20 protein-coding genes and 1 tRNA gene are annotated in these 26,945 nt (G+C 69.7%); 18 read left to right on the top strand and 3 right to left on the bottom strand.

Translation table 11 applies throughout. From position 1 onward, the window contains the following. Positions 1 to 58: 58 nt before the first annotated feature. Positions 59 to 4,186, bottom strand: coding sequence for an ATP-dependent RNA helicase HrpA (hrpA, locus tag J1M36_RS03200; protein WP_206478644.1), 4,128 nt, complete (start codon positions 4,184 to 4,186; stop codon positions 59 to 61). Positions 4,187 to 4,351: 165 nt separating this feature from the next. Here hrpA and J1M36_RS03195 point away from each other — a divergent pair, with 165 nt between their 5' ends. Genes J1M36_RS03195 through J1M36_RS03180 form a run of 4 tightly spaced genes read left to right on the top strand, consistent with a single transcriptional unit; the run spans position 4,352 to position 7,592 of the window. Next, positions 4,352 to 5,338 carry an ABC transporter substrate-binding protein gene (locus J1M36_RS03195; RefSeq protein ID WP_193519885.1) on the top strand — a complete coding sequence of 329 codons (987 nt, stop codon included), beginning with the start codon at positions 4,352 to 4,354 and terminating at the stop codon, positions 5,336 to 5,338. 5 nt (positions 5,339 to 5,343) lie between these two features. Beyond that, complete coding sequence (locus tag J1M36_RS03190) at positions 5,344 to 6,303, top strand: ABC transporter permease (protein ID WP_206478642.1); 960 nt, start codon at positions 5,344 to 5,346, stop codon at positions 6,301 to 6,303. Positions 6,304 to 6,307: 4 nt separating this feature from the next. Beyond that, positions 6,308 to 7,216, top strand: coding sequence for an ABC transporter ATP-binding protein (locus tag J1M36_RS03185; protein ID WP_206478641.1), 909 nt, complete (start codon positions 6,308 to 6,310; stop codon positions 7,214 to 7,216). A 4-nt stretch (positions 7,217 to 7,220) separates the two neighbouring features. Next, entirely contained in the window at positions 7,221 to 7,592 is a 372-nt protein-coding gene (locus J1M36_RS03180) for a hypothetical protein (RefSeq protein ID WP_193519883.1), read from the top strand. Between the two features lie 97 nt (positions 7,593 to 7,689). On the opposite strand, the gene J1M36_RS03175 is transcribed toward J1M36_RS03180, so the two are convergent. Next, positions 7,690 to 7,765 (bottom strand) — tRNA-Arg (locus J1M36_RS03175). 123 nt (positions 7,766 to 7,888) lie between these two features. Here J1M36_RS03175 and argS point away from each other — a divergent pair. The 9 genes from argS to J1M36_RS03130 all read left to right on the top strand — a co-directional run bounded on the left by argS (position 7,889) and on the right by J1M36_RS03130 (position 20,253). Next, positions 7,889 to 9,559, top strand: a complete 1,671-nt coding sequence (gene argS, locus J1M36_RS03170; RefSeq protein WP_165489777.1) for an arginine--tRNA ligase — start codon at positions 7,889 to 7,891, stop codon at positions 9,557 to 9,559. Between the two features lie 4 nt (positions 9,560 to 9,563). Continuing rightward, positions 9,564 to 10,976, top strand: a complete 1,413-nt coding sequence (gene lysA / locus J1M36_RS03165) for a diaminopimelate decarboxylase (protein ID WP_206478640.1) — start codon at positions 9,564 to 9,566, stop codon at positions 10,974 to 10,976. A 170-nt stretch (positions 10,977 to 11,146) separates the two neighbouring features. Next, a complete protein-coding gene (locus J1M36_RS03160) occupies positions 11,147 to 12,463 on the top strand; it encodes a homoserine dehydrogenase (protein ID WP_193519880.1) in 1,317 nt (438 codons plus the stop codon). Between the two features lie 62 nt (positions 12,464 to 12,525). Beyond that, on the top strand, positions 12,526 to 13,635 hold the full coding sequence (gene thrC, locus J1M36_RS03155) for a threonine synthase (protein WP_064845337.1): 1,110 nt from the start codon (positions 12,526 to 12,528) through the stop codon (positions 13,633 to 13,635). Between the two features lie 95 nt (positions 13,636 to 13,730). Then, entirely contained in the window at positions 13,731 to 14,693 is a 963-nt protein-coding gene (gene thrB / locus J1M36_RS03150; RefSeq protein WP_231885434.1) for a homoserine kinase, read from the top strand. Positions 14,694 to 14,984: 291 nt separating this feature from the next. After that, positions 14,985 to 17,087 (top strand): transcription termination factor Rho, encoded by a 2,103-nt coding sequence (gene rho, locus J1M36_RS03145; protein ID WP_206478638.1) that lies wholly within the window; start codon positions 14,985 to 14,987, stop codon positions 17,085 to 17,087. A gap of 48 nt (positions 17,088 to 17,135) precedes the next feature. Next, positions 17,136 to 18,242: a peptide chain release factor 1 gene (prfA, locus tag J1M36_RS03140; RefSeq protein WP_144998098.1), complete on the top strand. Its 1,107-nt coding sequence runs from the start codon at positions 17,136 to 17,138 to the stop codon at positions 18,240 to 18,242. Between the two features lie 6 nt (positions 18,243 to 18,248). Then, entirely contained in the window at positions 18,249 to 19,115 is an 867-nt protein-coding gene (gene prmC / locus J1M36_RS03135; RefSeq protein WP_098054778.1) for a peptide chain release factor N(5)-glutamine methyltransferase, read from the top strand. Positions 19,116 to 19,224: 109 nt separating this feature from the next. Next, a complete protein-coding gene (locus tag J1M36_RS03130; RefSeq protein ID WP_206478637.1) occupies positions 19,225 to 20,253 on the top strand; it encodes an L-threonylcarbamoyladenylate synthase in 1,029 nt (342 codons plus the stop codon). Positions 20,254 to 20,380: 127 nt separating this feature from the next. Here J1M36_RS03130 and J1M36_RS03125 read toward each other — a convergent pair whose 3' ends face one another. Next, positions 20,381 to 21,349, bottom strand: coding sequence for an NAD(P)-dependent oxidoreductase (locus J1M36_RS03125; RefSeq protein WP_085106384.1), 969 nt, complete (start codon positions 21,347 to 21,349; stop codon positions 20,381 to 20,383). Between the two features lie 244 nt (positions 21,350 to 21,593). On the opposite strand from J1M36_RS03125, the gene J1M36_RS03120 reads away from it, so the two are divergent. The 5 genes from J1M36_RS03120 to J1M36_RS03100 form a co-directional block, all read left to right on the top strand. After that, positions 21,594 to 22,526: a glycosyl transferase gene (locus J1M36_RS03120; RefSeq protein ID WP_206478636.1), complete on the top strand. Its 933-nt coding sequence runs from the start codon at positions 21,594 to 21,596 to the stop codon at positions 22,524 to 22,526. Further along, complete coding sequence (locus tag J1M36_RS03115) at positions 22,513 to 23,370, top strand: glycosyltransferase (protein WP_064845331.1); 858 nt, start codon at positions 22,513 to 22,515, stop codon at positions 23,368 to 23,370. Before J1M36_RS03120 ends, J1M36_RS03115 begins: the two co-directional genes overlap by 14 nt. A gap of 26 nt (positions 23,371 to 23,396) precedes the next feature. Beyond that, complete coding sequence (locus J1M36_RS03110) at positions 23,397 to 25,355, top strand: nucleoside-diphosphate sugar epimerase/dehydratase (RefSeq protein WP_241246782.1); 1,959 nt, start codon at positions 23,397 to 23,399, stop codon at positions 25,353 to 25,355. Next, entirely contained in the window at positions 25,352 to 26,482 is a 1,131-nt protein-coding gene (locus J1M36_RS03105) for a glycosyltransferase family 4 protein (protein WP_206398966.1), read from the top strand. Before J1M36_RS03110 ends, J1M36_RS03105 begins: the two co-directional genes overlap by 4 nt. Then, on the top strand, positions 26,479 to 26,945 hold a 467-nt coding region (locus tag J1M36_RS03100), incomplete at its 3' end, for a hypothetical protein (protein ID WP_206478635.1). The genes J1M36_RS03105 and J1M36_RS03100, both read left to right, overlap by 4 nt.

Here is a 26,945-nt window from a genome sequence, read left to right as displayed (position 1 = left end):
GGCACGGGCGGCAGGTGCATTGCACCCGTCGCCGGCGGGCTTCAACCGCCGGTGTCACTCAGCCGAGCTCGCGCAACCGCTTGCGGATCCGCTTCTCCGACACCGTGTGCGCGGTGCCCAGTTCCTGCGCGAAGAACGAGATGCGCAGTTCCTCGAGGCCCCAGCGCACGGCCCGCAGCGCAGCGGGCGTGGGTACGGTCGAGGGGACGGCGTCCACCGCGGCGCGGTACTCGGCCTCGAGATCGTGCACGGTCTGCATGGCCACGGCGTCCCGCTGCAGGTGGCCGGAGAGTTTGTCCAGGCGCACGTTGATCCCCGCGAGGTAGCGCGGCACGTGCTGCAGGGCCCGCCACCCGGTGCGGGCCACGAAGCCGGGATAAATCAAGCGGGAGAGCTGCTCGGACATGTCCTTGAACGCGGCGACCGCCCCGAGTGACCCGGGTTTCTTCAACCGTTTGCGCACGGTGTTGGACTCGGTGAGCGCGGTGGTCACGAGCGCGGTGACGGCGAAGACCGTGTCGATCAGCTCGGCGCGTACGTGCTCCGTGACCGCCCGGAACTGGTCCCGCGTGAACGGCGGCTCCTCGGGTACCAGCCGGTCGATCGCGGCGATCGTGCAATCGGCGATGAGCGCCTCGACCGAACCGTGGGGGTTCTGGGTGAAGATCAACCGTTCCTTCTGGCTCAGGTGGTCCACCACGTAGCGGTGCACGGACGGCAGGGTCCGGTGCAGCAGGGCGATCACGCCGTCGCGTTGCGCGGCGCGCTGCTCCTCCGCGTCGCTCAGGATCCGCAGGTCCACGCGGGGTGGCTGCGAAGCATCGGTGTCCCGCACCGCCACGAGTGTGGGGTATCCCGTGACCGTCTGACCCGCCACGGTCGTCTCCACGCGGCGCGGAGGATCGGGTTCGGGCCACGCCGTGAGGTCGGTGCGTTCCAGCGAGGCGGCCTGGGGTGCGCCGGATCCGGGGGAAGTCCCTGGGCCCGGTCGCGCCGAGCCCCGCTTGCCGCGACCGCGACGGGCCGCGGCGGCGTCGTCACCGGAGGAGGCCGAACCCTCGGTGCTGCCCCGAGCGGCGTCGTACAGCTGGGCCGCAGCGCCCCCGAGGGACTCGGCGAGCGCCGCGCGGACCTTGGGCCGCAACCGCTGTTTGAGCTCCGTGAGGTCGTCGCCCCGGCCCAGTACCGAGTTGCGGGCGTCGCGCACCTCGAAGCGCATGCGCAGGTGGGCGGGCAGGGCCTCCGGGTGGAAGTCCGAGGCCTGGACGGGGTGGCCCCGCAACCGCCGCAGAACGGTGGTCAGGGACTCCAGGAGGGAGTCGCGGGCCGGATCGAACTCGGCGTCCAGGTGCTTCACGGCGGTGACGGCGGTGTCCGGGGCGGGCACGAAGTTGCGCCGCACGGCCTTGGGCAGCGATTTGATCAGCGCGGTCACGAGCTCCACACGCAGCCCGGGGATGTGCCATTCGAACTGCTCGGGGGCCAGGCGGTCCAGGAACAGCACGGGGACCCGCACCGTGACGCCGTCCGCGGTCTCCGCTCCGGGCGCGAATTCGTAGTCCAGGTCCAGACTCAGCTCGCCGTCCGGGGATGCCACGGTCCAGGACCGCGGGAAGGAGGCCGTGTCCAGCTCCGCGACCTCGGGCGCGATCAGGTCCTCGGGAGTGAGGTCCAGCAGGTGCTCGTCCCGCTGGCGGGCCTTCTTCCACCACGCATCGAAATGCCGCTGGGAGACCACGTCCGCGGGCACGCGCGCGTCGTAGAAGTCGAACAGCACCTGGTCGTCCACGCGCAGGTCCTTGCGGCGCATGCGGTTCTCGAGCTCCTCGACCTGGGCCAGGGCCTTGCGATTGCGCTTGACGAACGTGTGGCGGGTCTGCCAGTCGCCCTCCACGAGCGCGTGGCGGATGAACAGTTCCCGGGAGAGTTCGGGATCGATCCGGGAGAACAACACGGGCCGCTCGGACACCACGGGCAGCCCGTAGAGCGTGACCTTCTCGTACGCCATCACGGCCCCGCGGGAACGGGACCAATGGGGTTCGGAGTAGCTGCGCTTGACGAGCTGCGGCGCGATCTCCTCGGCCCACTCGGGCTTGATCGCCGCGTTGGTGCGCGCCCACAATCGGGAGGTCTCCACGAGCTCCGCGGACACGAGCCAGTCCGGGGACGTCTTGAACAGGGCCGAGCCCGGGAAGATCGCGAACTTGGTCCCGCGCGCACCGCGGTACTCGCGCGTGCGTTCGTCCCGCACGCCGATGTTGCTCAGTAGCCCGGACAGCAGGCTCTTGTGCACGGCCTCCTGGTGCGAGGCGACGTCGATCTCCCGGGACGCCCCGGCATCGATCCCCACCTGGCGTGCGATCTGTCGCAACTGCGCGTAGAGGTCCTGCCACTCGCGGATCCGCAGGAAGTTCAGGTACTCGCGTCGGCACAGCTTGCGGAATTGGGACGAGGACAGCTCGCTCTGCTGCTCCTGCAGGTACTGCCACAGCAGACCGTAGGACAGGAAGTCGGAGGTCTTGTCGCGGAAGCGTGCGTGGAACTCGTCCGCCGCCTGGCGCTTCTCGAGCGGGCGTTCCCGCGGGTCCTGCACCGTGAGTGCGGCCGTGAGCACGAGCACCTCGCGCACGCACCCCCGGCGCTGCGACTCCACGATCATCCGGCCCAGTCGCGGGTCCACCGGCAGCGCGGCGAGCACCTCGCCCGTGCGGGTCAGCGGACCCCGCGGTCCGCTCTGCCGACCGCGGTGGCGCCCGGACCGCGAGCGCCGCCCCCGGTGCCCGTCGCGCGCGGACGACGACGCCGCGTCGTCGCCCGCGTCCGCCGCACCCGAGCGCAGGGCACCGAGTTCGCGCAGCAGCACCACGCCGTCCTTGACCGCGCGCGCATCGGGTTTCTGCACGAACGGGAACTGGGTGATGTCGTGGGGTTGCTCCACCACGCCCACCGAGATCATCTGCAGGATGACCGCAGCGAGGTTCGTGCGCAGGATCTCCGGGTCCGTGTACTCCGGCCGGGACTCGAAGTCCTCCTCGGAGTACAACCGGATGCACACGCCGTCGGACGTACGCCCCGAGCGCCCCGCGCGCTGCCGCGCCGACGCCTGGGAGATGCGCTCGATGGGCAGGCGCTGGACCTTGGTGCGCGCCGAGTACCGGGAGATCCGGGCGGTGCCCGGGTCGATCACGTACTTGATGCCCGGGACCGTGAGCGAGGTCTCGGCCACGTTGGTCGCGAGCACGATCCGGCGGTGCGAGGACGGCGCGAACACGCGGTTCTGTTCGGCCATGGACAGCCGCCCGAACAGCGGCAGGATCTGGGTCCCGGCCAGGGAGCGGTGCGAGTCGATGACTTTGTGCAGCGCGTCCTGGGCGTCCCGGATCTCACGCTCGCCCGCGAAGAACACGAGGATGTCCCCGCGGGGTTCGCGCGAGAGTTCCACGACGGCGTCGCACACGGCGTCGATCGGGTCGCGGTCCTCGTCCACGAGCCCGTCGCCGGTGTTGTCCTCGTCCTCGCCGCCGTCCCCGCTGCGCTCCTGGGCCAGTGGTCGGTAGCGGATCTCCACGGGGTAGGTGCGCCCGGAGACCTCGATGATCGGGGCGGGCTCTGGGTCGGCGTCCGGGTGCTGCGGGTCCGGCAGCACGAAGTGCTCGGCGAAGCGTTGCGGGTCGATCGTCGCGGACGTGATGACGAGCTTCAGGTCCGGGCGCTGGGGGAGCAGTCGCTTGAGGTAGCCCAGCAGGAAGTCGATGTTGAGGGAGCGCTCGTGGGCCTCGTCGATGATGATCGCGTTGTAGCGCGACAGCTGCGGGTCGTGGCCGATCTCGGCCAGCAGGATGCCGTCCGTCATGAGCTTGATCCGCGAGTCCTTGCCCACCTCGGACGTGAAGCGCACCTGGTAGCCCACGGTGTCGCCCACGCGCTGCCCGAGTTCATGGGCGATGCGCTCGGCCACCGAACGCGCCGCAATCCTGCGCGGCTGGGTGTGACCGATCAGACCGCCGTCCCCCAGACCCAGCTCCAGACACATCTTGGGCAGCTGGGTGGTCTTGCCGGAACCGGTCTCACCCGCGATGACCACGACCTGGTGATCGCGGATCGCGGCCATAATGTCCTCCCGGCGCGCGCTGACGGGGAGGTCGTTCGGGTACACGATGCGGGGCTGGATGCGGGGCTCAGTCATGTCAACGGAAGAGTCTACGGGCCCCGGCGGACACGCGCCCACGGGCCGCTGCGGGAGCCCGACGACGCGCCCGATTGTCCGCACATGTGAGCTGCGTCTCTTTTTCGACCGATTGTTAGATAATATCCACTCATCATTGATCCTCGGGGAAAGGAATTACCCGTCATGAAGCGTTTACTCCCGGTCGCCGCCGTGGCCACCACCGCGGCGTTGCTGCTCACGGGTTGCGGATCCGACAACGGTGGGCAGTCCGGTGAGACCAAGAAGGTCACCGTGGGCATCTCGCAGTTCGTGGAGCACCCCTCGCTCGACGCCGCCCGCGAAGGTTTCGTGCAGGCCCTCAAGGACGGCGGCTACACGGAGGGTGAGAACCTGACCCTGGACGTGCAGAACGCCTCCGGCGACCAGGCCACCGCGACCAACATCGCCTCCAACTTCACGTCCTCCAACGACGATCTGATCCTGGGCATCGCCACGCCGTCCGCCCAGTCCCTTGCCCAGGCCGTCACGGACAAGCCCGTCCTGTTCACCGCCGTGACCGATCCCGTGGACGCGGGGCTCGTGAATTCCATGGATGCGCCCGGCGCCAACGTCACCGGCACCACGGACATGAACCCCGTGGCCGAGCAGATCCAGCTCATCAAGAAGCTCAAGTCTGGCGCCAAGTCCGTGGGCATCATCTACAGCTCCGGTGAGACCAACTCCCAGGTGCAGGTGGACGAGGCCAAGAAGGCCGCGCAGGCCGAGGGTCTGAAGGTTGAGGAGAAGACCGTGACCACCACGGCTGAGGTGGCCCAGGCCGCCGAGTCCTTCGACACCGACTCCATCTACGTGCCCACCGACAACAAGGTCGTAGCCGGGCTCGAGGCCGTGATCTCCGCCGCGGAGGCCAAGAAGATCCCGTTGATCGCGGGTGAGGGCGACTCCGTGGAGCGCGGTGCCCTGGCAACCCAGGGGATCAACTACACGGACCTGGGCAAGCAGACCGGTGAGATGGCGGTGCGCATCCTCAAGGACGGCGCCAAGCCCGGCGAGATGGCCGTGGAGTCCCAGAAAGAAACCAAGCTCATCATTAACGCCAAGGCCGCCAAGGCCATGGGCGTGGAGGTCCCGCAGAGCCTGCGGGACCAGGCCGACCAGGTCATCGAGTAACGCCGGTGATCGCTGGAATCGAACTGGGGCTGATCTACGCGATCATGGCCCTGGGTGTGTACCTCACGTTCCGCGTGTTGAACTTCCCGGACCTGACCGTGGACCAGTCCTTCACGAGCGGGGCGGCCACCGCGGCCATGGTGATCCTGCACGGCGGCAGCCCGTGGTTTGCGACCGTCGTGGGCTTCGTGGTCGGCGCCTTCGCCGGTCTGATCACCGCGTTGCTGCACACCAAGGCGCGGATCAACGGGTTGCTCGCGGGCATCCTGACCATGACCGCCCTGTACTCCGTGAACCTGCGGCTTATGGGTGGCAAGGCGAACCTCGCGCTGTTGCGCGAGGAGACCGTCTTCACGCCCCTGCGCGAGGCCGGGCTGCAGGGGACGGTCGTGGGAGTGTTGTTGTTGTTGGCCGGTGTGCTGCTCGTGAAGCTCGCACTGGACTGGTTCCTGTACACGGACGCCGGCCTGGCCATGCAGGCCACGGGTGACAACCCGGAGATGATCCGTTCCTTCGGGGTGAATACGGACCGGCAGAAGATCCTCGGTCTGTGCCTGTCCAACGCCCTCGTGGGCTTGTCCGGTGCCCTGATCGCGCAGTACCAGGGCTTCGCGGACATCGGCATGGGCATCGGCATGATCGTCGTGGGCCTCGCCTCCGTGATCCTCGGCCAGGGCATCTTCGGCACGCGCACCGTGGTGATCGCCACGCTCGCGGTGATCCTCGGCTCGGTGCTGTACCGCCTGGTGATCACCGTGGCGCTGCAGGCGGGACTGAACCCCTCGGACATGAAGCTGATCTCCGCGGTGCTCGTGGTGATCGCGCTCGTGCTGCCGCAGCTCGGCGTGTACAAGCGGTGGAAGCGCCACCGCACCCTCAGGGCCGCGCAAGCGGTGCAGGCGGACGTGCGATCCCGCGCCCGGCGCACCGTGGACGCCGGTGTGTCCGGACGAACGGGAGCGTGATCGGATGTTGAACGTACAGGACGTGCGCAAGACGTTCTTCGCCGGGACGGTCAACGAACGCGTGGCGTTGAACGGGGTGAGCCTCACGGTCAACCCCGGGGACTTCGTCACGGTCATCGGCTCCAACGGTGCGGGCAAGTCCACCCTGCTCAACACGGTGTCCGGGACGATCATCCCGGACAGCGGCCGGATCATGGTGGGGGACCGGGACGTCACGCGGCTTCCCGAACACCGCAAGGCCACGTGGATCTCCCGGGTGTTCCAGGACCCCATGAAGGGATCCTCGCCCACCCTGAGCATCGAGCAGAACATGGCCATCGCGCAGCGCCGCGGTCGCTCCCGTGGTCTCGCGCGCGGCGTCACCCGCGCCCGACGCCACGAGTTCGAGCAGGAGCTCAAGACCCTCGAACTGGGTCTGGAGCACCGGCTGGGGGCCAAGGTGGGGTTGCTGTCCGGCGGGCAACGCCAGGCGCTGTCCCTGCTCATGGCCACGTTCTCCGCACCCGAGATCTTGTTACTGGACGAGCACACGGCCGCCCTGGATCCCCAGCGTGCGCAGCACGTCACGGAGATCACCGAGCGGATCGTGAACGAGCGTCACCTGACCACGCTCATGGTCACGCACAACATGGACCAGGCCCTGCGGCTGGGCAACCGGCTCATCATGATGCACGAGGGTCGCATCCTTTTCGAGCTGGACGCGCAGCAGAAGGCCGAGGCCACCGTGGCGGATCTGCTCGCCGAGTTCCGCAAGCTGCAAGCGGCCACGGGCGAACCCGCCCTGGATGACGCTACGCTTCTGGAGACAGCTCGCAGCGCCGAACAGGCCGGTGCCCCGTCCCGGGGTGCCCCCGCCCACGGCGCCCCAACGGGTGGTTCCTCCGCTCCGGGGGTGTCACCGGAAGGCCATTGATCTTATGAAGCAGCCCCACCGCAGACAACGTTTCACGTCCGTCATCACCGCGGTGGGGCTGCTTTTGTTGTTCGTGTGTTGTTTCACCCTCCCGGAGGCACTCGTGGCCATGAGCCGGGCCGCGGCGGACCACGGGGGAGAGCCATTGAACACTCGCGGGTGGACCATGATTGCGGTGGGTTTCGGAACCCTCGCGGTGGGTGGCCTGCTCACGATTGTGGGGGTCGTGCTGCGGCGCACGGCTCCACCCCGCCCGGTGGAGGAGGACCAACTGCTCGAAGAGCACTACGGCAGCGACTCCGTGGTCAATGAGTACGACCCACTCGAGCTGAACCCCCACCTGAGGACCCGCCAGCAGCGCCGCGGTCACCGCTGACCCGCTAGCTCGAACCACCCGCGATCCGGGTGCCGGCCCCGTAGGGCGTGGGGGTCCCCGAAATGCGAAAATGCCCTCCCCGAGGGGAGGGCATTCGTGGTGCCCGCGACAGGATTCGAACCTACGACCTTCTGCTCCGGAGGCAGACGCTCTATCCACTGAGCTACGCGGGCGTGCCGTGTCACAGGACCCGAGAACGAGGCCCGCGACGACAACTCGACGATACTACCAGGTCGCGCGGGCGCACCAATCGACGCGGATCGAGCGGGGTGCTCCCGCGCCGTTACACTGGCACAGTGACTCCTGAAGAACTTTCCTCCGCCGTGTCCGCATGCCTGCAAGACGCCGTGGCCGCCGGTGAACTGACCCCGGTGGACGGCGCCGAACTCCCGCACGCGAAGGTGGAGCGACCCAAGAACCGTGAGCACGGGGACTGGGCTACCACCGTGGCCATGCAGGTGGCCAAGAAGGTGGGCCGTTCCCCCCGGGACGTCGCGCAGATCCTCTCCGAGCGCCTGTCGGCCGTCCCCGGTGTGAAGACGGTGGACATCGCCGGTCCGGGCTTCCTCAACGTCACGCTCGACGCCGCCGCGGCCGGTGAGCTCGCGCAGTCGATCGTGGAACAGGGACGCGCCTTCGGGACCGCGGACACCCTGTCCGGCACGACCATCAACCTCGAGTTCGTCTCCGCGAACCCCACCGGTCCGATCCACCTGGGTGGCACGCGGTGGGCCGCCGTGGGTGACTCCCTGGCCCGGATCCTGGATGCGCAGGGTGCCTCGGTCGTGCGGGAGTACTACTTCAACGACCACGGCAACCAGATCGACCGCTTCGCCCGTTCCCTGCTGGCCCGCGCCCGCGGGGAGGCCGCCCCGGAGGACGGCTACGGCGGGCAGTACATCTCCGAGATCGCGGACGAGGTCCTGGCCCAGCACCCGGACGCCCTGGAGTCCGAGGACCCGCAGGAGGTCTTCCGCGCCGCGGGCGTGGAACTGATGTTCGCCCAGATCAAATCCTCGCTGCACGATTTCGGCGTGGACTTCGACGTCTTCTTCCACGAGAACTCGCTGTTCGAGGACGGCCAGGTCGAGACGCTGCTCGACCAGCTGCGTTCCTCGGACGCGCTGTACTTCGAGGACGGAGCGTGGTGGCTGCGCTCCACCGACCACGGGGACGACAAGGACCGCGTGGTCATCAAGTCGGACGGTCACGCCGCGTACATCGCGGGGGACATCGCCTACTTCAAGAACAAACGGGACCGTGGCGCGGACCTGTGCATCTACATGCTCGGCGCGGACCACCACGGCTACGTGGCCCGGCTCAAGGCCGCCGCGGCCGCGCTCGGGGACTCCCCGGACGCCGTCGAGGTGCTGATCGGTCAGATGGTCAACCTGGTCAAGGACGGCACCGCGGTGCGGATGTCCAAGCGCGCGGGCACCGTGGTGACCATGGAGGACCTCGTGGAGGCCGTGGGCGTGGACGCCGCGCGGTACTCGCTGACCCGCTATTCCGTGGACTCCAACATCGACATCGATTTGGACGTGCTGACCAAGCGCTCCAACGAGAACCCGGTCTTCTACGTCCAGTACGCCCACGCACGCACGTGCGCTGTGGAACGCAACGCCCACGCCGCCGGTGTCGCGCACACGGACGAGGCCGGCGCCGCCCGGTTCGACGCGTCCCTGCTCGAGCACCCGCGTGAAGCGGACCTGTTGGCCGCGCTCGGACAGTACCCGTCCGTCGTCGCCCAGGCCGCGGCCCTGCGCGAACCGCACCGCGTGGCGCGCCACCTCGAGGCCCTGGCCGGGGCGTACCACCGCTGGTACGACGCGTGCCGGGTCACCCCGCAGGGCGACGACCCCGTGGCGCCCGTCCACCACACCCGCCTGTGGCTCAACGACGCCGTGCGCCAGGTCCTCGCCAACGGGCTGGACCTGCTGGGCGTCTCCGCTCCCGAAAGGATGTGATCCCATGACCCCGCTCGCCCCGGCCTGGCTGCAGGTCCCCGCGGACCCCGCGGCACTGGACCCCGTGGTCTTCACGTCCCAGTACGCCCGGGATGACACGGGGTGCGTCACCGTGGATTCCGTGCCCGTGACCGAGATCGCCGCGCGCCACGGTTCCCCGAGCTACGTGGTCTCTGAACGGACCTTCCGGGACCGCGCCCGCGGTTTCCGCGAGGCGTTCGAGGCCGCCCTGAATCCTCTCGGCGTGGAACTCGAGGTCTACTACGCCTCCAAGGCCCTGCTGAACACCGCCGTGGCGCGGTGGGCCACGGAGGAGGGCCTCAATATCGACACCGCCTCCGGCGGGGAACTCGCCGTGGCGCTCGCCGCGGGTGTGGCCCCGGGCCGGATCGCGTTGCACGGCAACAACAAGTCCGCGGAGGAACTCGACCGGGCCCTCGAGGTGGGCGTGGGACGCATCGTCGTGGACTCGCTCGCCGAGATCGAGCTCGTGGCACGGCTGGCCCGCGACCGCGGCACCCGCGCGCCCGTGATGATCCGCGTGACCCCGGGGGTGCACGCGTCCACGCACGAGTTCATCGCGACCGCCCACGAGGACCAGAAGTTCGGACTCTCGCTGAACCCCGTGCAGGAGGGGGAGGACTCTCCCGCACTCGTGGCCGTGGCTGCATGCGTTGACGCTTCCGATGCACTGGACCTGCGCGGGCTGCACTGCCACATCGGATCCCAGATTTTCGCGGCGGAGGGCTTCGGTCAGGCCGCCGAGCGCGTCTTCGCGCTGCGCGAGACCGTGGCCGAGCGCTGGGACGTGACGCTGCCCGAGATCGACCTGGGTGGCGGCCACGGTGTGGCGTACACCGCCGCGGACAGCCCGCGCGAGGTCGCCGCGATCGCCGCGGACCTCGCCCCGCTGCTCACTTCCGTGCTCGAGTCCTCGGATCTGCCCACCCCGCACCTGTCCTTCGAACCGGGCCGGTTCATCGCCGGGCCCTCCGGGTGCACGGTCTACACGGTGGGCACCGTCAAGACCGTCACGGTCAGCCCGGGCGTGCAGCGCCGGTACGTGTCCGTGGACGGCGGCATGAGCGACAACGCCCGTCCCGTGCTCTACGACGCCGACTACACCGCCGTGCTCGCCAACCGCGTGTCCGAGGAGACCCCCGTGCTCTCGCGCGTGGTCGGCAAGCACTGCGAGTCCGGTGACATCGTGGTCAAGGACGTCTACCTCCCCGGGGACGTCACCGCGGGTGACCTGCTCGTGGTGCCCGTGACCGGCGCGTATTGCTGGTCCCTGTCCAGTAACTACAACTGGCTGCCCCGCCCCGGGATCGTGGCGGTCGCACCGGACGGGGACACCCGCGAGATCGTGCGCCGCGAGTCCGTCTCCGACCTGCTCGCCCGCGACACCGGGGTGTGAGCCGGCCGGCGCGGTCGAGGGGCGCGAGCCACATCGTGCCCCGCCACCGCGCCGGACGCCGCCCCGCCGCGCCCGCCTCGCCGCACCCACCGGGCCGCGACCGCCCGCGGGGCGCGGCCCTACCCATTGACACGCCCCGACAGCAAGCCCCCGACAGAACACCAGGAGCCATGAACACTTCACCCGCAACCGACCGCGAGACGCCCGTGCTGAAAGTGGGCCTGTTGGGTGCTGGCACCGTGGGCTCCCAGGTGGCCCGCGTGCTGCTCAACCACGCCCATGAGCTGGCCCTGCGCAGCGGCGTGCGCCTGGAACTGAGCGGCGTGGCCGTGCGCAATCCGCAAGCCCCGCGGGACACGGAGCTGCCCGCGGAACTGCTGACCACGGACGCGGACGCGGTGATCGACGCCGCGGACGTGGTGGTGGAGCTGACCGGCGGGATCGAACCCACGCGCACGCGAGTGCTGCGTGCCCTGAACGCCGGGAAGTCCGTGATCACGGGCAACAAGGCGCTGCTCGCCGAGCACGGGCGCGAACTGCACGACGCCGCGGCGGCCTCGGGCGCACAGTTGTCCTACGAGGCCGCGGTGGCCGGCGCGATCCCCATCGTGCGCCCCATGCGCGACTCGCTCGCGGGGGACCGGGTCAACCGTTTCCTGGGCATCATGAACGGGACCACCAACTTCATCCTGGACCAGATGGACACCACGGGGGCCGCGTTCGACGACGCCCTCGCGCAGGCTCAGGAGCTCGGCTACGCCGAGGCGGACCCCACCGCGGACGTCGAGGGGCACGACGCCGCCGCCAAGGCCGCCGTGCTCGCGTCCCTCGCGTTCCACTCGACCTACACGATCGCGGACGTGCACTGCGTGGGGATCACGGGCATCACGGCGCAGGACGTCGCGGCCGCCCGCGAGGCGGGGTACGTGATCAAGCTGCTGTCCGTGGGCGAGCGCTGCGGTGACGGCGTGAATCTGCGCGTGAACCCCGTGATGATCCCGCGCGACCACGTGCTCGCGGGTGTGCACGGCGCGTACAACGCGGTGTTCGTGGAGGCCGCGAACGCGGGTTCCCTCATGTTCTACGGACAGGGCGCGGGTGGTCACCCCACGGCGTCGGCGGTGCTGGGCGACCTCGTCTCCGCGGCGCGCGCGATCGCGCTGGGAGCTCAGGGCATCCCGCTCGACGCCTACGCGGCGCTGCCCGCCGTGAGCATGGACGACGCCACCACGCGGCTGTCCATCACGGTGGCCGTCACGGACCGACTGGGTGCGCTCGCGCAACTGGCCCAGGTGTTCGCGGACCACGGGGTCTCGATCTCCACGATGCTGCAGATCGAGGACCCGGACGCCCCCGGGATGTCCCAGCTGCGGCTCGTGACGCACAGCGGCCGACACGCGTCCCTCATGGCCACGGTCGCGGCCCTGCGCGAGCTGGACGTGGTGCGGGACATCGTGTCCGTCACACCGGTGGAAGCCGGAGAATAATTCTTGAGCGCCCCGCGCACCACGCGGCGCGGGGCCACGAGTCGAACCGAGGAGCACGCGGCATGGCACACGTCTGGCAGGGCGTCATCAACGAGTACAAGGACCGGTTGCCGGTCACCAAGCAGACCGAGGTCATCACCATGGGAGAGGGTGGCACCCCTCTGATCCAGGCGCGGGCGCTGTCCGAGCTCACGGGCTCCACGGTGTGGCTCAAGTTCGAGGGCATGAACCCCACCGGTTCGTTCAAGGACCGCGGGATGACCATGGCCATCACCAAGGCCAAGGAGTCCGGGGCCAAGGCCGTGGTGTGCGCGTCCACCGGCAACACGTCCGCGTCCGCGGCGGCGTACGCCAAGCAGGCCGGGATGCGCAGCGCGGTGCTCGTGCCGGAGGGCAAGATCTCCATGGGCAAAATGTCCCAGGCCGTGGCCCACGGCGCGGACATCATCCAGATCGACGGCAACTTCGACAACTGCCTGGAGGTCGCGCGCAAGCTCTCCGAGTCCTACCCGGTCTTCCTGGTCAACTCCGTGAACCCGTACCGGATCGAGGGTCAGAAGACCGCGGCCTTCGAGGTCGTGGACACACTGGGCGACGCCCCGGACATCCACGTGCTGCCCGTGGGCAACGCCGGGAACATCACGGCGTACTGGAAGGGCTACCGAGAGTACGCGCAGGAGACCCCGGCCACCTCAGGTGAGACCCTGCCCGCGGTGTCCACCCGCACGCCCGCCATGTGGGGCTTCCAGGCGGAGGGTGCCGCACCCCTCGTGCTGGGCCATCCCGTGACGGAACCGGAGACCATCGCGACCGCGATCCGGATCGGCAACCCCGCGTCCTGGGACACGGCCATCGCCGCGCGTGACGAGTCCGGCGGGCTCATCGACTCCGTGAGCGACGTCGAGATCCTCGAGGCCCACCGCTGGCTCTCGTCCCGCGAGGGCGTGTTCGTGGAACCGGGCTCCGCGTCCGGAGTGGCGGGTCTGCTCAAGAAGGCCCGGGCCGGGGAGGTACCCACGGACGCGACGATCGTGGTGACCGTCACGGGCCACGGCCTGAAGGACCCCCAGTGGGCGATCAAGGGCGCCGAGGCCGAGGACCCCACGGCCGCCGAGCCCAAGCGCGTGGCCTTCGACGTGGTCTCCGTGGCCTCGGCCCTCGGCCTGGAATGACCGGCTCCGCCGTGAATAACGCACCGTTGCACGCCACCCGCTCCGACGCGCCCGACACCGACAGCGCACCCCGCACCGGGAACGTGCCGGGCGCCATCACGCCCGTGGGTACCACCGTGAGCGTGCGGGTCCCCGGCTCCACGGGCAACGTGGGCCCGGGCTTCGACTCGCTCGGTCTCGCGCTGGGTCACTACGACACCGTGACGCTCACGCGCATCGAGCGCGGACTCGAGTTCGACCTCTCGGGGGAGGGCGCGGCGGGCGTGCCGCGCGGTCCCGAGCACCTGGTGATCCGTGCCATGCAGGCCGCGTTCGACGCCGCCGGGGCCGGTGAGCTGCCCCCGCTGCGCTTGCGCGCCCACAACGCGATCCCGCACGGCCGGGGCATGGGCTCCTCGGCCTCCGCGGTGGTCGCCGGTGTCCTCGCGGCCAACGCGCTGCTCCCCGCATCCCACCGGCTCTCACCGGATGCGGTGCTGCAGGTGTGCTCCCACATGGAGGGACACCCGGACAACGTGGCCCCCACCCTGCTGGGTGGTCTGACGATCTCGTACGAGGACGAAGGCCGTTTCCACAGCGTGCCCGTGCGCGTGCATCCGGACGTGGTTCCCGTGGTCGCGGTGCCCGACTTCGAAGTCGCCACGTCGGTGGCCCGCGGGCTGCTGCCGGAGATGGTCGCGCATCGCACGGCGGCCGTGAACGCCGGCCGCGCGGCGCTTCTGGTTGCGGCCCTGGGCGAACGGCCCGAGCTGCTCGTGCCTGCGACGTTCGACCTGCTGCACCAGCCCTACCGTGCACAGGCCATGGCACCGAGCTGCGAGCTCATGACCCGATTGCGCGACCTCGGTCACGCCGCCCTGATCTCGGGTGCGGGCCCCACCGTGCTCACGCTCGCGAACGGCGCGGAGCACGCTGGGCGCGTGGCTGCGGCGATCGAGGAGATCGCGGCGGACGCGGCGTCGTCGGCGCACGAGTACCAGGGGCGAACGGTGACGTGGCGTGTTCATGTCCTGCGGGTGCCCGAAGAGGGTGCTAAAGTGAGCGTATCCACGCAATAGGCCCCGGGTTCGCGTCCGTGCCGGACAGTGCAGCCCCGCAGCCGAGCCTCGTGCGCAGTTCCTCAACGCAGGTGTTCGACCGCGTCGCCTCTCTGCGATCCTCTTCCGCGTAGACCAGCCACCTCTGTAATGTGGCGTCCCGGCTCCGCGGGAGATTCGGGGGACTTCATTGCTGATGACGCGCGCCTCCGGCGCGCACTTTCGTGGCCCGCCGCGGGTGGCCCACACCATCATCGTCGGGTTGCTGGCGATCTGAGTGCCGCAACCCCCATCGAGTCAGAAGGAAGCTTCGTGACAGAAACCACCGCCCCCGAACAGGGAACGGACACCTCGAACGCCCAGAGCACCGGTCTGTCCGGGCTCAAACTCGCGCAGCTGCAGGCCCTCGCGGCCCAGTTGGGCATTACCGGCGCGCGTCGCATGCGCAAGTCCTTGCTGGTCGAGGCCATCGAGGCCCACCAGCGCGGGGGCGCCGTCGCCGAGCGCGACAAAGCCGTGGAGGCCAAGATCGAGCAGACCGCTCGCAAGGCCTCCCAGCGCCACTCCTCCGACGATACTCCGGCCGCCACGTCCGCGGACGCGGCGTCGGCGGACTCCTCCTCGAAGCCCCAGGAGGGCTCGGAGAGCGAGAACGGCGAACAGAACGTCCCGCCGCAGAGCGGTTCGCGCCGTTCCCGGCGCGCCACGGCCAGCGGCACCGGTGAGCACGGGCGCTCCGGCCAGGACCGTTCCGCCCAGAACCAGCAGGACAAGGACCAGGCGGAGAAGGGCCGGGACGAGTCCGGGCAGGACTCCGCCCAGGGCTCTGACGACTCCGGCAACGAGTCCGGGCGCGGTCAGCGCAACCAGCGCGGTCGCCGCAACGAGAAGTCCGAGCAGAACGGCTCGTCCCAGGACGAGAACCGGCGCGAGAACAAGCAGGGTCAGTTGGACGGTTCCCGCCACGCCAAGAACCAGAAGGATTCCAAGGACAACGGTCAGGACCGGGACAACCGCCGTGACTCCAAGGGCCAAGGCGGTTCCAACGATTCCGGTGACCCCAAGGACGGCGGTCAGGACAACCAGAACCGCAACGACCGGCGCAACCGCAACAACAACGATCGCAACAACGACGGTGAGGGCAACTCCCGCCGCAACCGGCGCAACCGCAATCGCAACGATCGCAACGATCGCAACGACCGCAACGAGCGGCGCAACCGTCGCAACCGGCACAACGGTCCGGACGTGGACGACGTCGAGATCACCGAGGACGACGTCCTGCTGCCCGTGGCGGGCATCCTGGACGTGCTCGACAACTACGCGTTCGTGCGCACCTCGGGCTACCTGCCCGGCCCGTCGGACGTGTACGTGAGCCTGTCCCAGGTCAAGAAGAACAACCTGCGCAAGGGCGACGCGATCGTGGGTGCCATCCGTGCTCCCCGCGAGGGCGAACAACACAACAACTCGCGCCAGAAGTTCTCCGCGCTCGTGCAGCTGACCACGGTCAACGGCCGCAAGCCCGAGGAGAACAAGGACCGGGTCGAGTTCAACAAGCTCGTCCCGCTGTACCCCCAGGAGCGGCTGCGCCTGGAGACCGAGCCCAAGAAGATCGGTCCCCGCGTGGTGGATCTCGTGGCCCCGATCGGCAAGGGCCAGCGCGGTCTGATCGTTTCCCCGCCCAAGGCCGGTAAGACGCTCATGCTGCAGTCGATCGCCAACGCGATCACGACCAACAACCCCGAGGTCCACCTCATGATGGTGCTCGTGGACGAGCGCCCCGAAGAGGTCACGGACATGCAGCGCACGGTCAAGGGTGAGGTCATCGCCTCGACCTTCGACCGGCCTGCGGACGACCACACCACGGTCGCGGAGCTCGCGATCGAGCGGGCCAAGCGCCTGGTGGAGATGGGCATGGACGTGGTGGTCCTGCTGGACTCCATGACCCGCCTGGGCCGCGCGTACAACCTCTCGGCACCGGCGTCCGGCCGCATCCTCTCCGGTGGTGTGGACTCCGCCGCGCTGTACCCGCCCAAGAAGTTCTTCGGCGCCGCGCGCAACATCGAGAACGGTGGCTCGCTGACCATCCTCGCGACCGCGCTCGTGGAGACCGGGTCCAAGATGGACGAGGTCATCTTCGAGGAGTTCAAGGGCACGGGCAACATGGAACTGCGCCTGTCCCGTCAGCTCGCGGACCGGCGGATCTTCCCGGCCGTGGACGTCAATTCCTCCGGTACCCGCCGCGAGGAGAACCTGCTGTCCGCGGACGAGATCAAGATCATGTGGCGGCTGCGCCGCGTGCTCTCCGGTCTGGAACAGCAGCAGGCCCTGGAACTGCTCACGAGCAAGCTGCGGGATACCCAGTCCAACACCGAGTTCCTGCTGCAGGTCCAAAAGACCACGCTGGCCGGTCACTAGGAACCCGCGAGCACCGCGTTCCACCCGTCGATCCCAGGAGAGCACCGTATGTCCGACCCCGTTCAGCCGCTGCTGGATGAACACGCCGAGCTCCAGCGCGCCCTGGCGGATCCCGCCGTCCACGCGGACGCGAGCAAGGCCAGGAAACTGGGTCGGCGCTACTCCGAACTCAACGGCATCGTCGAGGCGCATCGCCGGGTGGAACGCATCTCCGAGGACCTGGGCGCCGCGCGCGAGCTCGGGAGCGTGGATCCCGAACTCGCCGCGGAGGTCAAGCCCCTTGAGGACGAGCTCGTCGTGGCGCGCGAGGAACTGCGCCGCAAGCTCATCCCGCGGGACCCGGACGACGGCCGCAACGTGATCCTCGAGGTCAAGGCGGGTGAGGGCGGAGACGAATCCGCCCTGTTCGCCGGGGACCTACTGCGCATGTACATGCGTTTCGCGGAACAGTCCGGGCTCAAGACCGAGATCCTCTCGTCAACCCCCACCGAACTGGGCGGCTACAAGGACGTCCAGCTCGCGGTCAAGGGGTCCTCCTCCGATCCGGCCGAGGGCGCGTGGGCCCGGTTCAAGTACGAGGGCGGGGTGCATCGCGTGCAGCGGGTGCCCGTGACCGAGTCCCAGGGACGCGTGCACACGTCCGCTGCGGGGGTGCTGGTCTTCCCCGAGGTGGACGAGCCGGACGAGATCGACATCAACCAGAACGACCTCAAGATCGACGTCTACCGGTCCTCGGGTCCGGGTGGGCAGTCGGTGAACACCACGGACTCCGCGGTGCGGATCACGCACGTCCCTACGGGCATCGTGGTGTCCATGCAAAACGAGAAGTCCCAGCTGCAGAACCGTGAGGCGGCCATGCGTGTGTTGCGCGCCCGGTTGCTCGCGCACCAGCAGGAACAGATCGACGCCGAGAACGCCGCGGCCCGCAAGTCGCAGGTGCGCACCGTGGACCGTTCGGAACGCATCCGCACCTACAACTTCCCCGAGAACCGCATCGCGGACCACCGCACCGGGTACAAGGCCTACAACCTGGACCACGTCCTGGACGGCGCATTGGAACCCGTGATCGCCTCCGCCGTGGAACTGGACGAGAAGCACCGGTTGGAACAACTGGGTCAGGACTCCGCACAGCACGGGTCCGTGGGCGGGAAGTAACTTCCCGTGGCCACGACTCTCGCCCAGGCGATCGCGTGGGGCCGGTCCCGGTTGCTTCGCGCGGGTGTGGCCTCCCCGGACGTCGACGCCGTGTTGCTCGCCGCCCACACGCTGGGCCTGGGCCGCGGGGACACCGAAGCGCGGGCCATCCTGGGCGCGCCGGAACCGCACGGGTACCGCGACCTCGTAGAACGCCGCGCACGGCGTGAGCCCCTGCAACACATCACGGGCACGGCCCCGTTCCGTAAGCTCGAGCTCGCGGTGGGTCCCGGGGTCTTCGTCCCCCGCCCGGAGACCGAACTGCTCGTCCAATTGACCCTGGATCTGGTGCGCGTATGGCGCGGGGCCGGCGAGACCCACCCGGGGGTCATCGACCTCGGGACGGGCAGTGGCGCGATAGCCCTGGCCGTGGCGAGCGAGGATCCCGCGAGTAGGGTCACCGCCGTGGAACGCGAACCAGCCGCACTGGAATGGACCCGGCGCAATCTGGCGGGCTCCCGCGTGCGCTTGCTCGAATCCGACTACCGCGATGTCACGGTCGAGTCGGCGGGGCGGTTCTGCGTGGTCGTGACCAACCCACCCTACGTCCCGGACGGTGAGATCCCGGAGGATCCCGAGGTACGCGATTACGATCCACCCACGGCGCTGTACGGCGGGGACGAGACCGGGATGACGTTCCCGTGCGCCGCGATGGACACCGCCGTGCGGATCCTGCGTCCGGGCGGTTCGTTCGTCATGGAACACGCCGAGTCCCAGGTCGCGGCCGTCGCCCGCGCCCTCGAGGACCGGGGGTTCCGGGACATCCGCACGCACCACGACCTGACCGACCGCCCGCGGGCCACGACCGCCACGCTGCCGGGGCCGGGGGGCTGAGAGACCGGGGCGCCGCAGCGCCGTCGTGCCGGGAGACGTACCGTGAACGGGACGGCCGGGTGCGTGGAGCACGGGAAGAACACGAAACACGTCAGCAGAGGAGTTGCTCTTGAGTGAGATCCGATCCTGCGGGACCCCGCAGGAACTCGAAGCGGCCGTGACCGAGGCCGCGGGCGTCGTCGCGGACGGCGAATGCCTCGTGCTGCCCACGGACACCGTCTACGGCATCGGCTGCGATGCGTTCTCGGCGCCCGGTGTCCAGGGACTGCTGGGCGCCAAGGGCCGCACGCGGGAAATGCCCCCGCCCGTGCTGATCGCCCGCCCCGAGGTGATCGACGGCCTCGCGGACCAGATCTCCGACGACGCCCGCGCGCTCGCGCAGGCGTTCTGGCCCGGCGCCCTCACGATCATCTGCTGGGCCCAGCCCACCCTGGGCTGGGACCTGGGGGAGACCCATGGGACAGTGGCGCTACGCGTTCCCGACGACGCCGTGACCCGCGCGGTCCTCGAACGCGTGGGTCCCATGGCCGTGTCCTCCGCCAACCGGACGGGGATGCCCGCCGCGCGCACCGCCGAGCAGGCCCGCGAGATGCTGCAGGACCGCGTGGCGCTCTACCTCGACGACGGTCCGCGGCCCGCGGGTGAGGTCCCCGCCGGTGCGCAGGACGTGGCCTCGACCATCGTGGACTGCACGGGGGAGACGCCCGTGGTGCTGCGCCACGGCGTGATCACGCTGGCGCGGCTGCGCGAGGTCGTCCCGAACGTGGACGGCGGCACCGAACCGGCAGCTCCGGCGACCGGTGAGAGCCCGGAGGCGGCCGCTGCAGCCGGCGGTGCCGGCGCGGCGGTCTCGGACGACGACGCCGCGGCGTCGACACACTCCGCGCGTCAGAACCCCGAAGCGAATGCACCGGAATCGTTCGGCGAGGGCGCGGCCCTCTCGGCCGGCTCGACTCCCGCGGACGAGGACCTCGTGGCCGACCTGGTCCGAAGTTCCCCCGCGGAGGCCCGTCCGTTCGTGGACCAGGGACGGGAACGCACACCGGACACCGAGCCGCGCTGGGACGGGACCGGGGCACTGAGCATGGAGGAGGCGCAGCGGCTCGTCGCCGGGGAACCCGAGAACCACGGGGCCTGAACAACAGGTGCCTTGACGAGACGATCCCCGCACCATCCCATGACGGGTACGGTGCGGGGATCGTTCTGTCAGCGCGGGAGTGCTCCGGACCGGGCGCGGACGCGCTGCGAAGAACCCAACGCGCGGCTCAGCGACCCAGCGCGAGGTGCGCCTGGCGCAGCACCTCCTGCACGTGGGGCTCGGGGAGCACACCGTTCTCGTGGGCCCACCCGGGGACCTGGCGCTGGCCGAACCACGTGACCTCCAGGCGGCGGATGAGCCCGCCGTAGCGGTAACCGGCAGCGGCCGAGGCCGTGCGCGCGGTCGCGATCACCGCCCGGCACACCCAGGACGGCAGCTGCAGGGGGTGGCGGCGTCCGGCGTCGCGCAGCACGGAACCGGTCGTGGCGCCCTCCCACGGTTGCAGGATCACGGGGGGCAGGACCTCAGGGAACTCGCCCACGGCCACCGTGAACTGCGCGAGGGCGGTCACGGAGGTCACGGGGGTGGGGGCGGAGCCATCCCCGGCGACCGAGCTCAGGGGCGAGGACGCGAACCGTGCGAGCATGCGCGTGGTGCGCCGCCCGCTGCCCATCACGGACGTCGCGCGGATGACGCTCAACTGCGGAGCGCCGGATTCCTCGCGCCATTGGGAGCGCAACCGGTAGAGCGCGGACTCGCCCAGGGCCTTGGAGAAGGAGTAGGGGGAGAATGGTGCGGTGCGTATGGACTCGTCCAGCACGGGTGCGTCGGCCTGCACGGACGCGGAGCTCATGTGGATCACCCGGCGCACGCCCGTGCGGTGGGCGGCGAGCGCCACGAGGACGGGAAGCAGCGCGTTAGCCCCGGTCAGGGACTGTTGGTGCGTCTGATCGGGGGCGGCCAGACCGGCGGCGTTGACCACCACGTCCGCGCCGGCGAAGGAATCGGCCAGGTAGTCGATCACGGACTCGAGGCGGTGCGCGTGCTCAATGAGGTGGTGCACCGTGGTCGCGGGCGAGGCCAGTCGGGGGGTGGCCACCGGGGTGACCGGGATGTTCCGGGTCTGCAGGGCAGTGGTGATGGCGGAACCGATGAACCCCGTGGCGCCGAGAACGCGCCAGCTGTGAGCCGTCACTGTTGTGTCTCCTCCTGTGATGGTGTCTTCATCGTACGGTAGCGCCCCGGACCCGTTCTTGGTGGTCAGCCCGTGGTCGTCAGCGCGGCACATCACCCGTGCGGGTGACGTCGAGGTGGCGTCAAGGTACGCGTTGATAGACTCCCGGAGTTCACCGGCGTGCCGGGCGCCCGCGCGAGCGGCTGCGCGTGCGCCGCGGTCGAGCACATCTTCCTTGCACATCACGAGTCGTCCCGGGGGCGCCATGACCGAATCCACCGCGCGGGCGAGCGACCGTCCGGACGCGAACGTGAGCGTCGCGTGCGTCACGCAGGACCGCCCCGAGGACGTCGCGGCGCTGATCGACGCGCTGCGCGTCCAGACCGACCCGATCGCGAGTCTGTGTCTCGTGGACGCCGGGCGCACTGCCCTGGACCAGGCCGCGCTGGGGGAGCGGATCGGGGGAGCCTTCACGCTGCACTACCGCCGCTCCGTGGCCAATCTGGGCGGGGCGGGCGGATTCGCGCTCGCCATCCTCACGGCGCTCGCGAGCGGCGCGGACCAGGTGTGGCTCATGGACGACGACGCCCATCCCGAGGACCCCGAGTGCCTACACACCCTGCGCGAAACAGCGCGCGAGCGGGGGCTCGCCGTGGTGTCACCGCTCATCGTGGCGCCCCAGGACCACGACGCCCTCGCGTTCCCGTTCCGCTTGGACGGTGGGATCACCCACCGTCGCGCGGACCTGGAACCGCTGGGCTTCATCGATTCCTACGCCAATTTCTTCAACGGTGCGCTCATGGACGAGTCCGTGTTCTTCCGGGTGGGGTTGCCGGACCTGAAACTGTTCCTGCGCGGGGATGAGGTCGACTTCCTCGTGCGCCTGCGCAAGAGTCGGCTGCCGTTCGGCACGGTCACGACCACGGCCGTGTCCCACCCGCCGGGCTGGGCCGAGGAACACGTGGTGATCCCCGGCAAGCTGCAGGTGTTGATCCCGCCGGGGGAGTTCAAGCAGCGCCACTTCTTCCGTAACCGCGGGTACGTCTCGTGGCGTTACAAGCGCGTGGTGCAACTGGTCGCGGACGCGATCGGCTACCCCGCCCACTACGCGCGCCACCGTGATCTGCCCGGACTGGTCCGGTGGGCGCGGCTCTACGGCAACGGCATGCGCGGACGTGGTTTCGGTGGCCCTCGCTGACCCGCTGACCCCCGCGCAACTGCCGGCCCGGTTCTCGGTGCTGATCCCCGTGTACGCCGCGGACACCGCCGAGCGGATCCGGCGCGCGGTGGAGTCTAATTCGGTGGAGCAGACCCGCCCGCCCGCGGAGGTGCTGCTCGTCCAGGACGGTCCGGTGTCGGCGTCCGTCACGGCGGAGCTCGAGCGGCTCGCGAAAGAATCCCCGATCCCCGTCCGTGTGCTGCGGATCCCGGAGAACGGTGGCCTCGCCCAGGCGCTGACCGTTGCGTTGCCGCGGTGCGCGTACGACGTCGTCGCGCGCGCGGACGCGGACGACGTCTCCTACCCCCGCCGGTTCGAGAGGCAACTGCCCCTGATCGAGGACGGCGCGGACCTCGTGGGTGCGTCCATGCACGAGATCGGCGACGACGAGACTCGGCCCGTCGCGCTGCGCACAGCCCCCGTGGGGGCCGCGCGGATCGCCGCGGTGAGCCGATACCGCAACCCCATCTCCCATCCCACGGTCGTGCTGCGCCGCAGTGCCGCGCTCGCCGTGGGTGGTTACGAGGACGTCCCCATGGCCGAGGACTACTGGTTGTGGACGCGCATGCTCCATGCCGGCGCGGACGTGCGCAACGTGGCGGAACCGCTCGTGGGTTATCGCGTCTCCGCGGGCTCCTACGAACGCCGCGGCGGGTACCGCGTGCTGCGGGCCGAACTGACGTTGCAGCACCGGTTGCGCACCCTGGGCCACGTGGGGTTCCTACAATGGGCCGTGAACGTCATGGTGCGCGGCGGCTACCGATTCGTCCCCCTGAGGGTACGGGAAACGGCGTACCGGCTCATGGTGGGTCACCGCGACTGACCCGCACCCGAAAGGACTACGACTGCATGGTCACCCCCGCAAGCCCCACCCCCCGAGCGGACAAACCGGTCGCGTGGCTGTGGATCCAGATGATCTTGGATTCCATCGCGTGGATCGTGGCGCTGTGGGTCGCGGCGTTCCTCCGGTTCGAGATGAACGTGGAGCTCATCTCCGTGGGGGGCGTGATCATCACGTGCGTGGTGGCGGTCGTGCTGCAACTGCTCGTGGGCTTCTCGTTCGCCCTCTACAAGGGCCGGTACTCGTTCGGCAGTTTCGAGGAGGCCAAGCTGCTCGTGGTCGTGACCGTGATCGTCACGGCACTGCTCGAGGCCGTCCTGCTGGTCTTCGGTGTGGCCCTGTGGATCCCGCGCTCGCTGGGGTTCATCGCGTTCCCGTTCGCGTGCCTGCTGATGGCCGCGTTCCGCTACCTCAAACGCATGTACCAGGAATCCACGGCCAAGCCGGGTGAGCAGGCGCAGAACGTGGTGATCTTCGGTGCGGGCGCGCTGGGCACGTTCCTGGTACACCGCATGATGCAGGACCCCGCCTCCGGTTTCCTGCCCGTGGCCCTGCTCGACGACGACCCCGCCAAGAAGCACCTGCGCATCTCCTCCGTCCCGGTCATGGGCACGCTGCACGACGCCGCGTCCGTCCTGGAGCACACGCGCGCCGGCGTGCTGATCGTGGCCGTCGCGGACGTGGACCCCCGCACCATGCAACGCGTCTCGGAAGTCGTGGAGGGCACCGGGACTCGCGTGATGACCGTCCCGCCCCTGACCGAGATGCTTACCGGCGCAAACCAGAGCGTGGACCTTCGTGACATCTCCATGGAGGACCTCATCGGACGGCGGCCCGTGGACATCCACGTGGAGGCCATCGCGGGGTACGTGACCGGCAAGCGCGTGCTCGTCACGGGCGCGGGTGGGTCGATCGGTTCGGAACTGTGCCGCCAACTCGTGGGTTTCGAACCCGCGGAGCTGATCATGCTGGACCGTGATGAATCCGGATTGCAGGCCACCCAGATCTCCATCACCGGGCGTGGCCTGCTGGACGGCAACGACACCGTGCTCTGTGACATCCGCGATCCGGACGCGCTCACCCGGGTGTTCCAGGACCGCCGGCCCCAGGTGGTCTTCCACGCTGCGGCGCTGAAGCACGTGTCCCTGCTCGAGCAGTACCCGGACGAGGCGTGGAAGACCAACGTCATGGGCTCGCTGCACGTGTTGAGCGCCGCGTCCGCCGTGGGCGTGGACGTGTTCGTGAACATCTCCACGGACAAGGCCGCCAACCCCACCACGGCGCTCGGTCACTCCAAGCGCGTGGCGGAGAAACTCACCGCGTGGATGGGGGACCGCACGGGCAAGCGCTACGCGTCCGTGCGCTTCGGCAACGTCTTCGGTTCGCGCGGGTCCATGCTGCCGCTGTTCGCGGAACAGATCCGCCAGGGCGGGCCGATCACCGTGACCCACCCGGATGCCACCCGGTACTTCATGACCATCCCCGAGGCGTGTCAGCTCGTGATCCAGGCCGGTGCGATCGCGCACGGGGGAGAGGTGCTCATCCTGGACATGGGGGAGCCCGTGCGGATCCTGGACATCGCCCGCCGGTTGCGGTCGATGTCCGGGCGCGAGGACATCAGCATCGAGATCACCGGGCTGCGCCACGGTGAGAAGCTGCATGAGGACCTCATCGGCACGGGTGAGACCGACGAGCGGCCCTTCCACCCCAAGATCTCCCACGCCAAGGCCGAGCGCCTGGATCCCGCGAACCTGGACCGTCACGTGTGGAAGGTGCGCGGCGGGATGATGTTCACAGGGTCCATCCCGCAGGTCGTGGTGAGCACCCAGCCCAAGGTCACGGACTTCTCCGTGCCGCGCGCCGCCGAGTGCGCACCGGCCACCGGACCCCGCGCCGAAGACGCGGACGCTGACGGTGCGGACGGCGACGCCGCCGAGGGACACACGGGCTGGAGGCGCCACGCATGAGCACCGTCCTCGTGTCCACCGCGTTCCTGCCCGCCCACGGCGTACCCACGGCCCCCGCGGTCGACACCGGCCCCGCCACTTTCACGGACGGCCAGGCGCTGAACCTGTTGTTGGCCCTCGCCCCGTGGACACTCGCCGCTGCCTTCGTGCTCTCAGTGCTCTTGCCGTTCGCGGTCAAGCCGTTGCTACGCCGGTGGGGCGTGATCGACATCCCGTCCGACCGGTCCTCGCACTCGCGGCCCGTACTGCGCGGGATGGGACTCGCGGTGGCCATCGCCCTGATCCTCACGTACGGGCTGTCCCTGGGGTTCGGTCTGATCCCCGTGGACCGCTCGCTCGCCCTGTCCGTGCTCGCCATGACCGCGGCCAGCGCGGCCCTGGGCTGGGCCGAGGACTACCGCGGCGTGTCCATCGGAGTCCGGTTGGGCATGCAGGCCCTCGTGGGCGCGCTCGGGACCGCCGCCATGATCGTGGCCCTGGGCATCCCCGCGTGGTGGTGGCCCGTGGGTGTGCTCGCGACCGTGGCCTACGTCAACATCGCCAACTTCATGGACGGTATCAACGGGATCTCCGGGCTGCACGGCGGCGTGGTGGGGCTGTTCTACGCGTGGGCCGGTGCGGCAAACGGGATGCCGTGGATGGTGTGCGCGGGCCTCGCGCTCGCCGGTGCGTTCCTGGGCTTCCTACCGTGGAACCTGGGGCGCGGCACGGTCTTCCTGGGCGACGTCGGCTCCTACGTCCTGGGCGGTGCCATCGCCGCGATCGCGATCGGCGCGTTCCTCTCGGGCGTCTACGTGGAGTACCTGCTGTCCCCGCTGCTGGTCTACCTCGCGGACACCGCCGTGACGCTCGTGCTGCGGATCCGCCGCGGGGAGGTCTGGTACACACCGCACCGGCAGCACGTCTACCAGCGCCTCACGGACGTGGGCCTGTCCCACGTGCAGTCCGCCGCGGTGGTCACGACCGCCACGGCGTGCGTCAGTCTGATCTCCCTCTACGGTCTACGGGCCGCGGGCACGGGTTCCGTGCTCGCCGGTGTGGCTGTGGTGCTCGTGATCGTGCTGTACCTCGTGTCCCCGGTGCTGCTCGCCCGCGCCCGGAGCACCGCACGGAGTTTGCGCCCGTGACCCCTGACCGCGCTCCGCGTTCGTCGGAGGAATCCGCCGCGCACGACGCCGCCCGCTCCCGCCCCCCTTCCTACGCCCGGGGTGTGCGGGCCGGGGCCGTCATGTTCCTGATCCTGGGTGTGATTCTGCTTACACTTTCAGCCGTCGTGGACATGCTCTCGGCACCGCGCTCGGCGCTGCTCGGGGCGGGGATCATCGCGGTCAGCTCCGCAGCCACCGCCCTCGTGGCGGCTCAGATGTACCGCGTGGCACCGGCGGCCACGGCTCCCGCGCTCGCCGCGCTGTACCTCCTCAAGGTGCTCGTGCTGGGCTGGTTCCTGCTGTTCCTGGGGGCCCCGCCGTGGCTCGCCCCGCGCGTGTTCGCCGTGACCGTCCTGGTGTGTCTCGTACTCGCCCTGGCCAGTTTCACCGTGCTGACCCGCGGTGTCACCCGGCAGGACGCGCCCGAGCCCGCACCCCACGC

Source organism: Kocuria sp. KRD140 (genome assembly GCF_017168375.1).
Lineage (GTDB): Bacteria > Actinomycetota > Actinomycetes > Actinomycetales > Micrococcaceae > Kocuria > Kocuria marina.
Note: the sequence above shows the minus strand (reverse complement) of the source record. Positions and strands in the feature narration are given on the sequence as shown.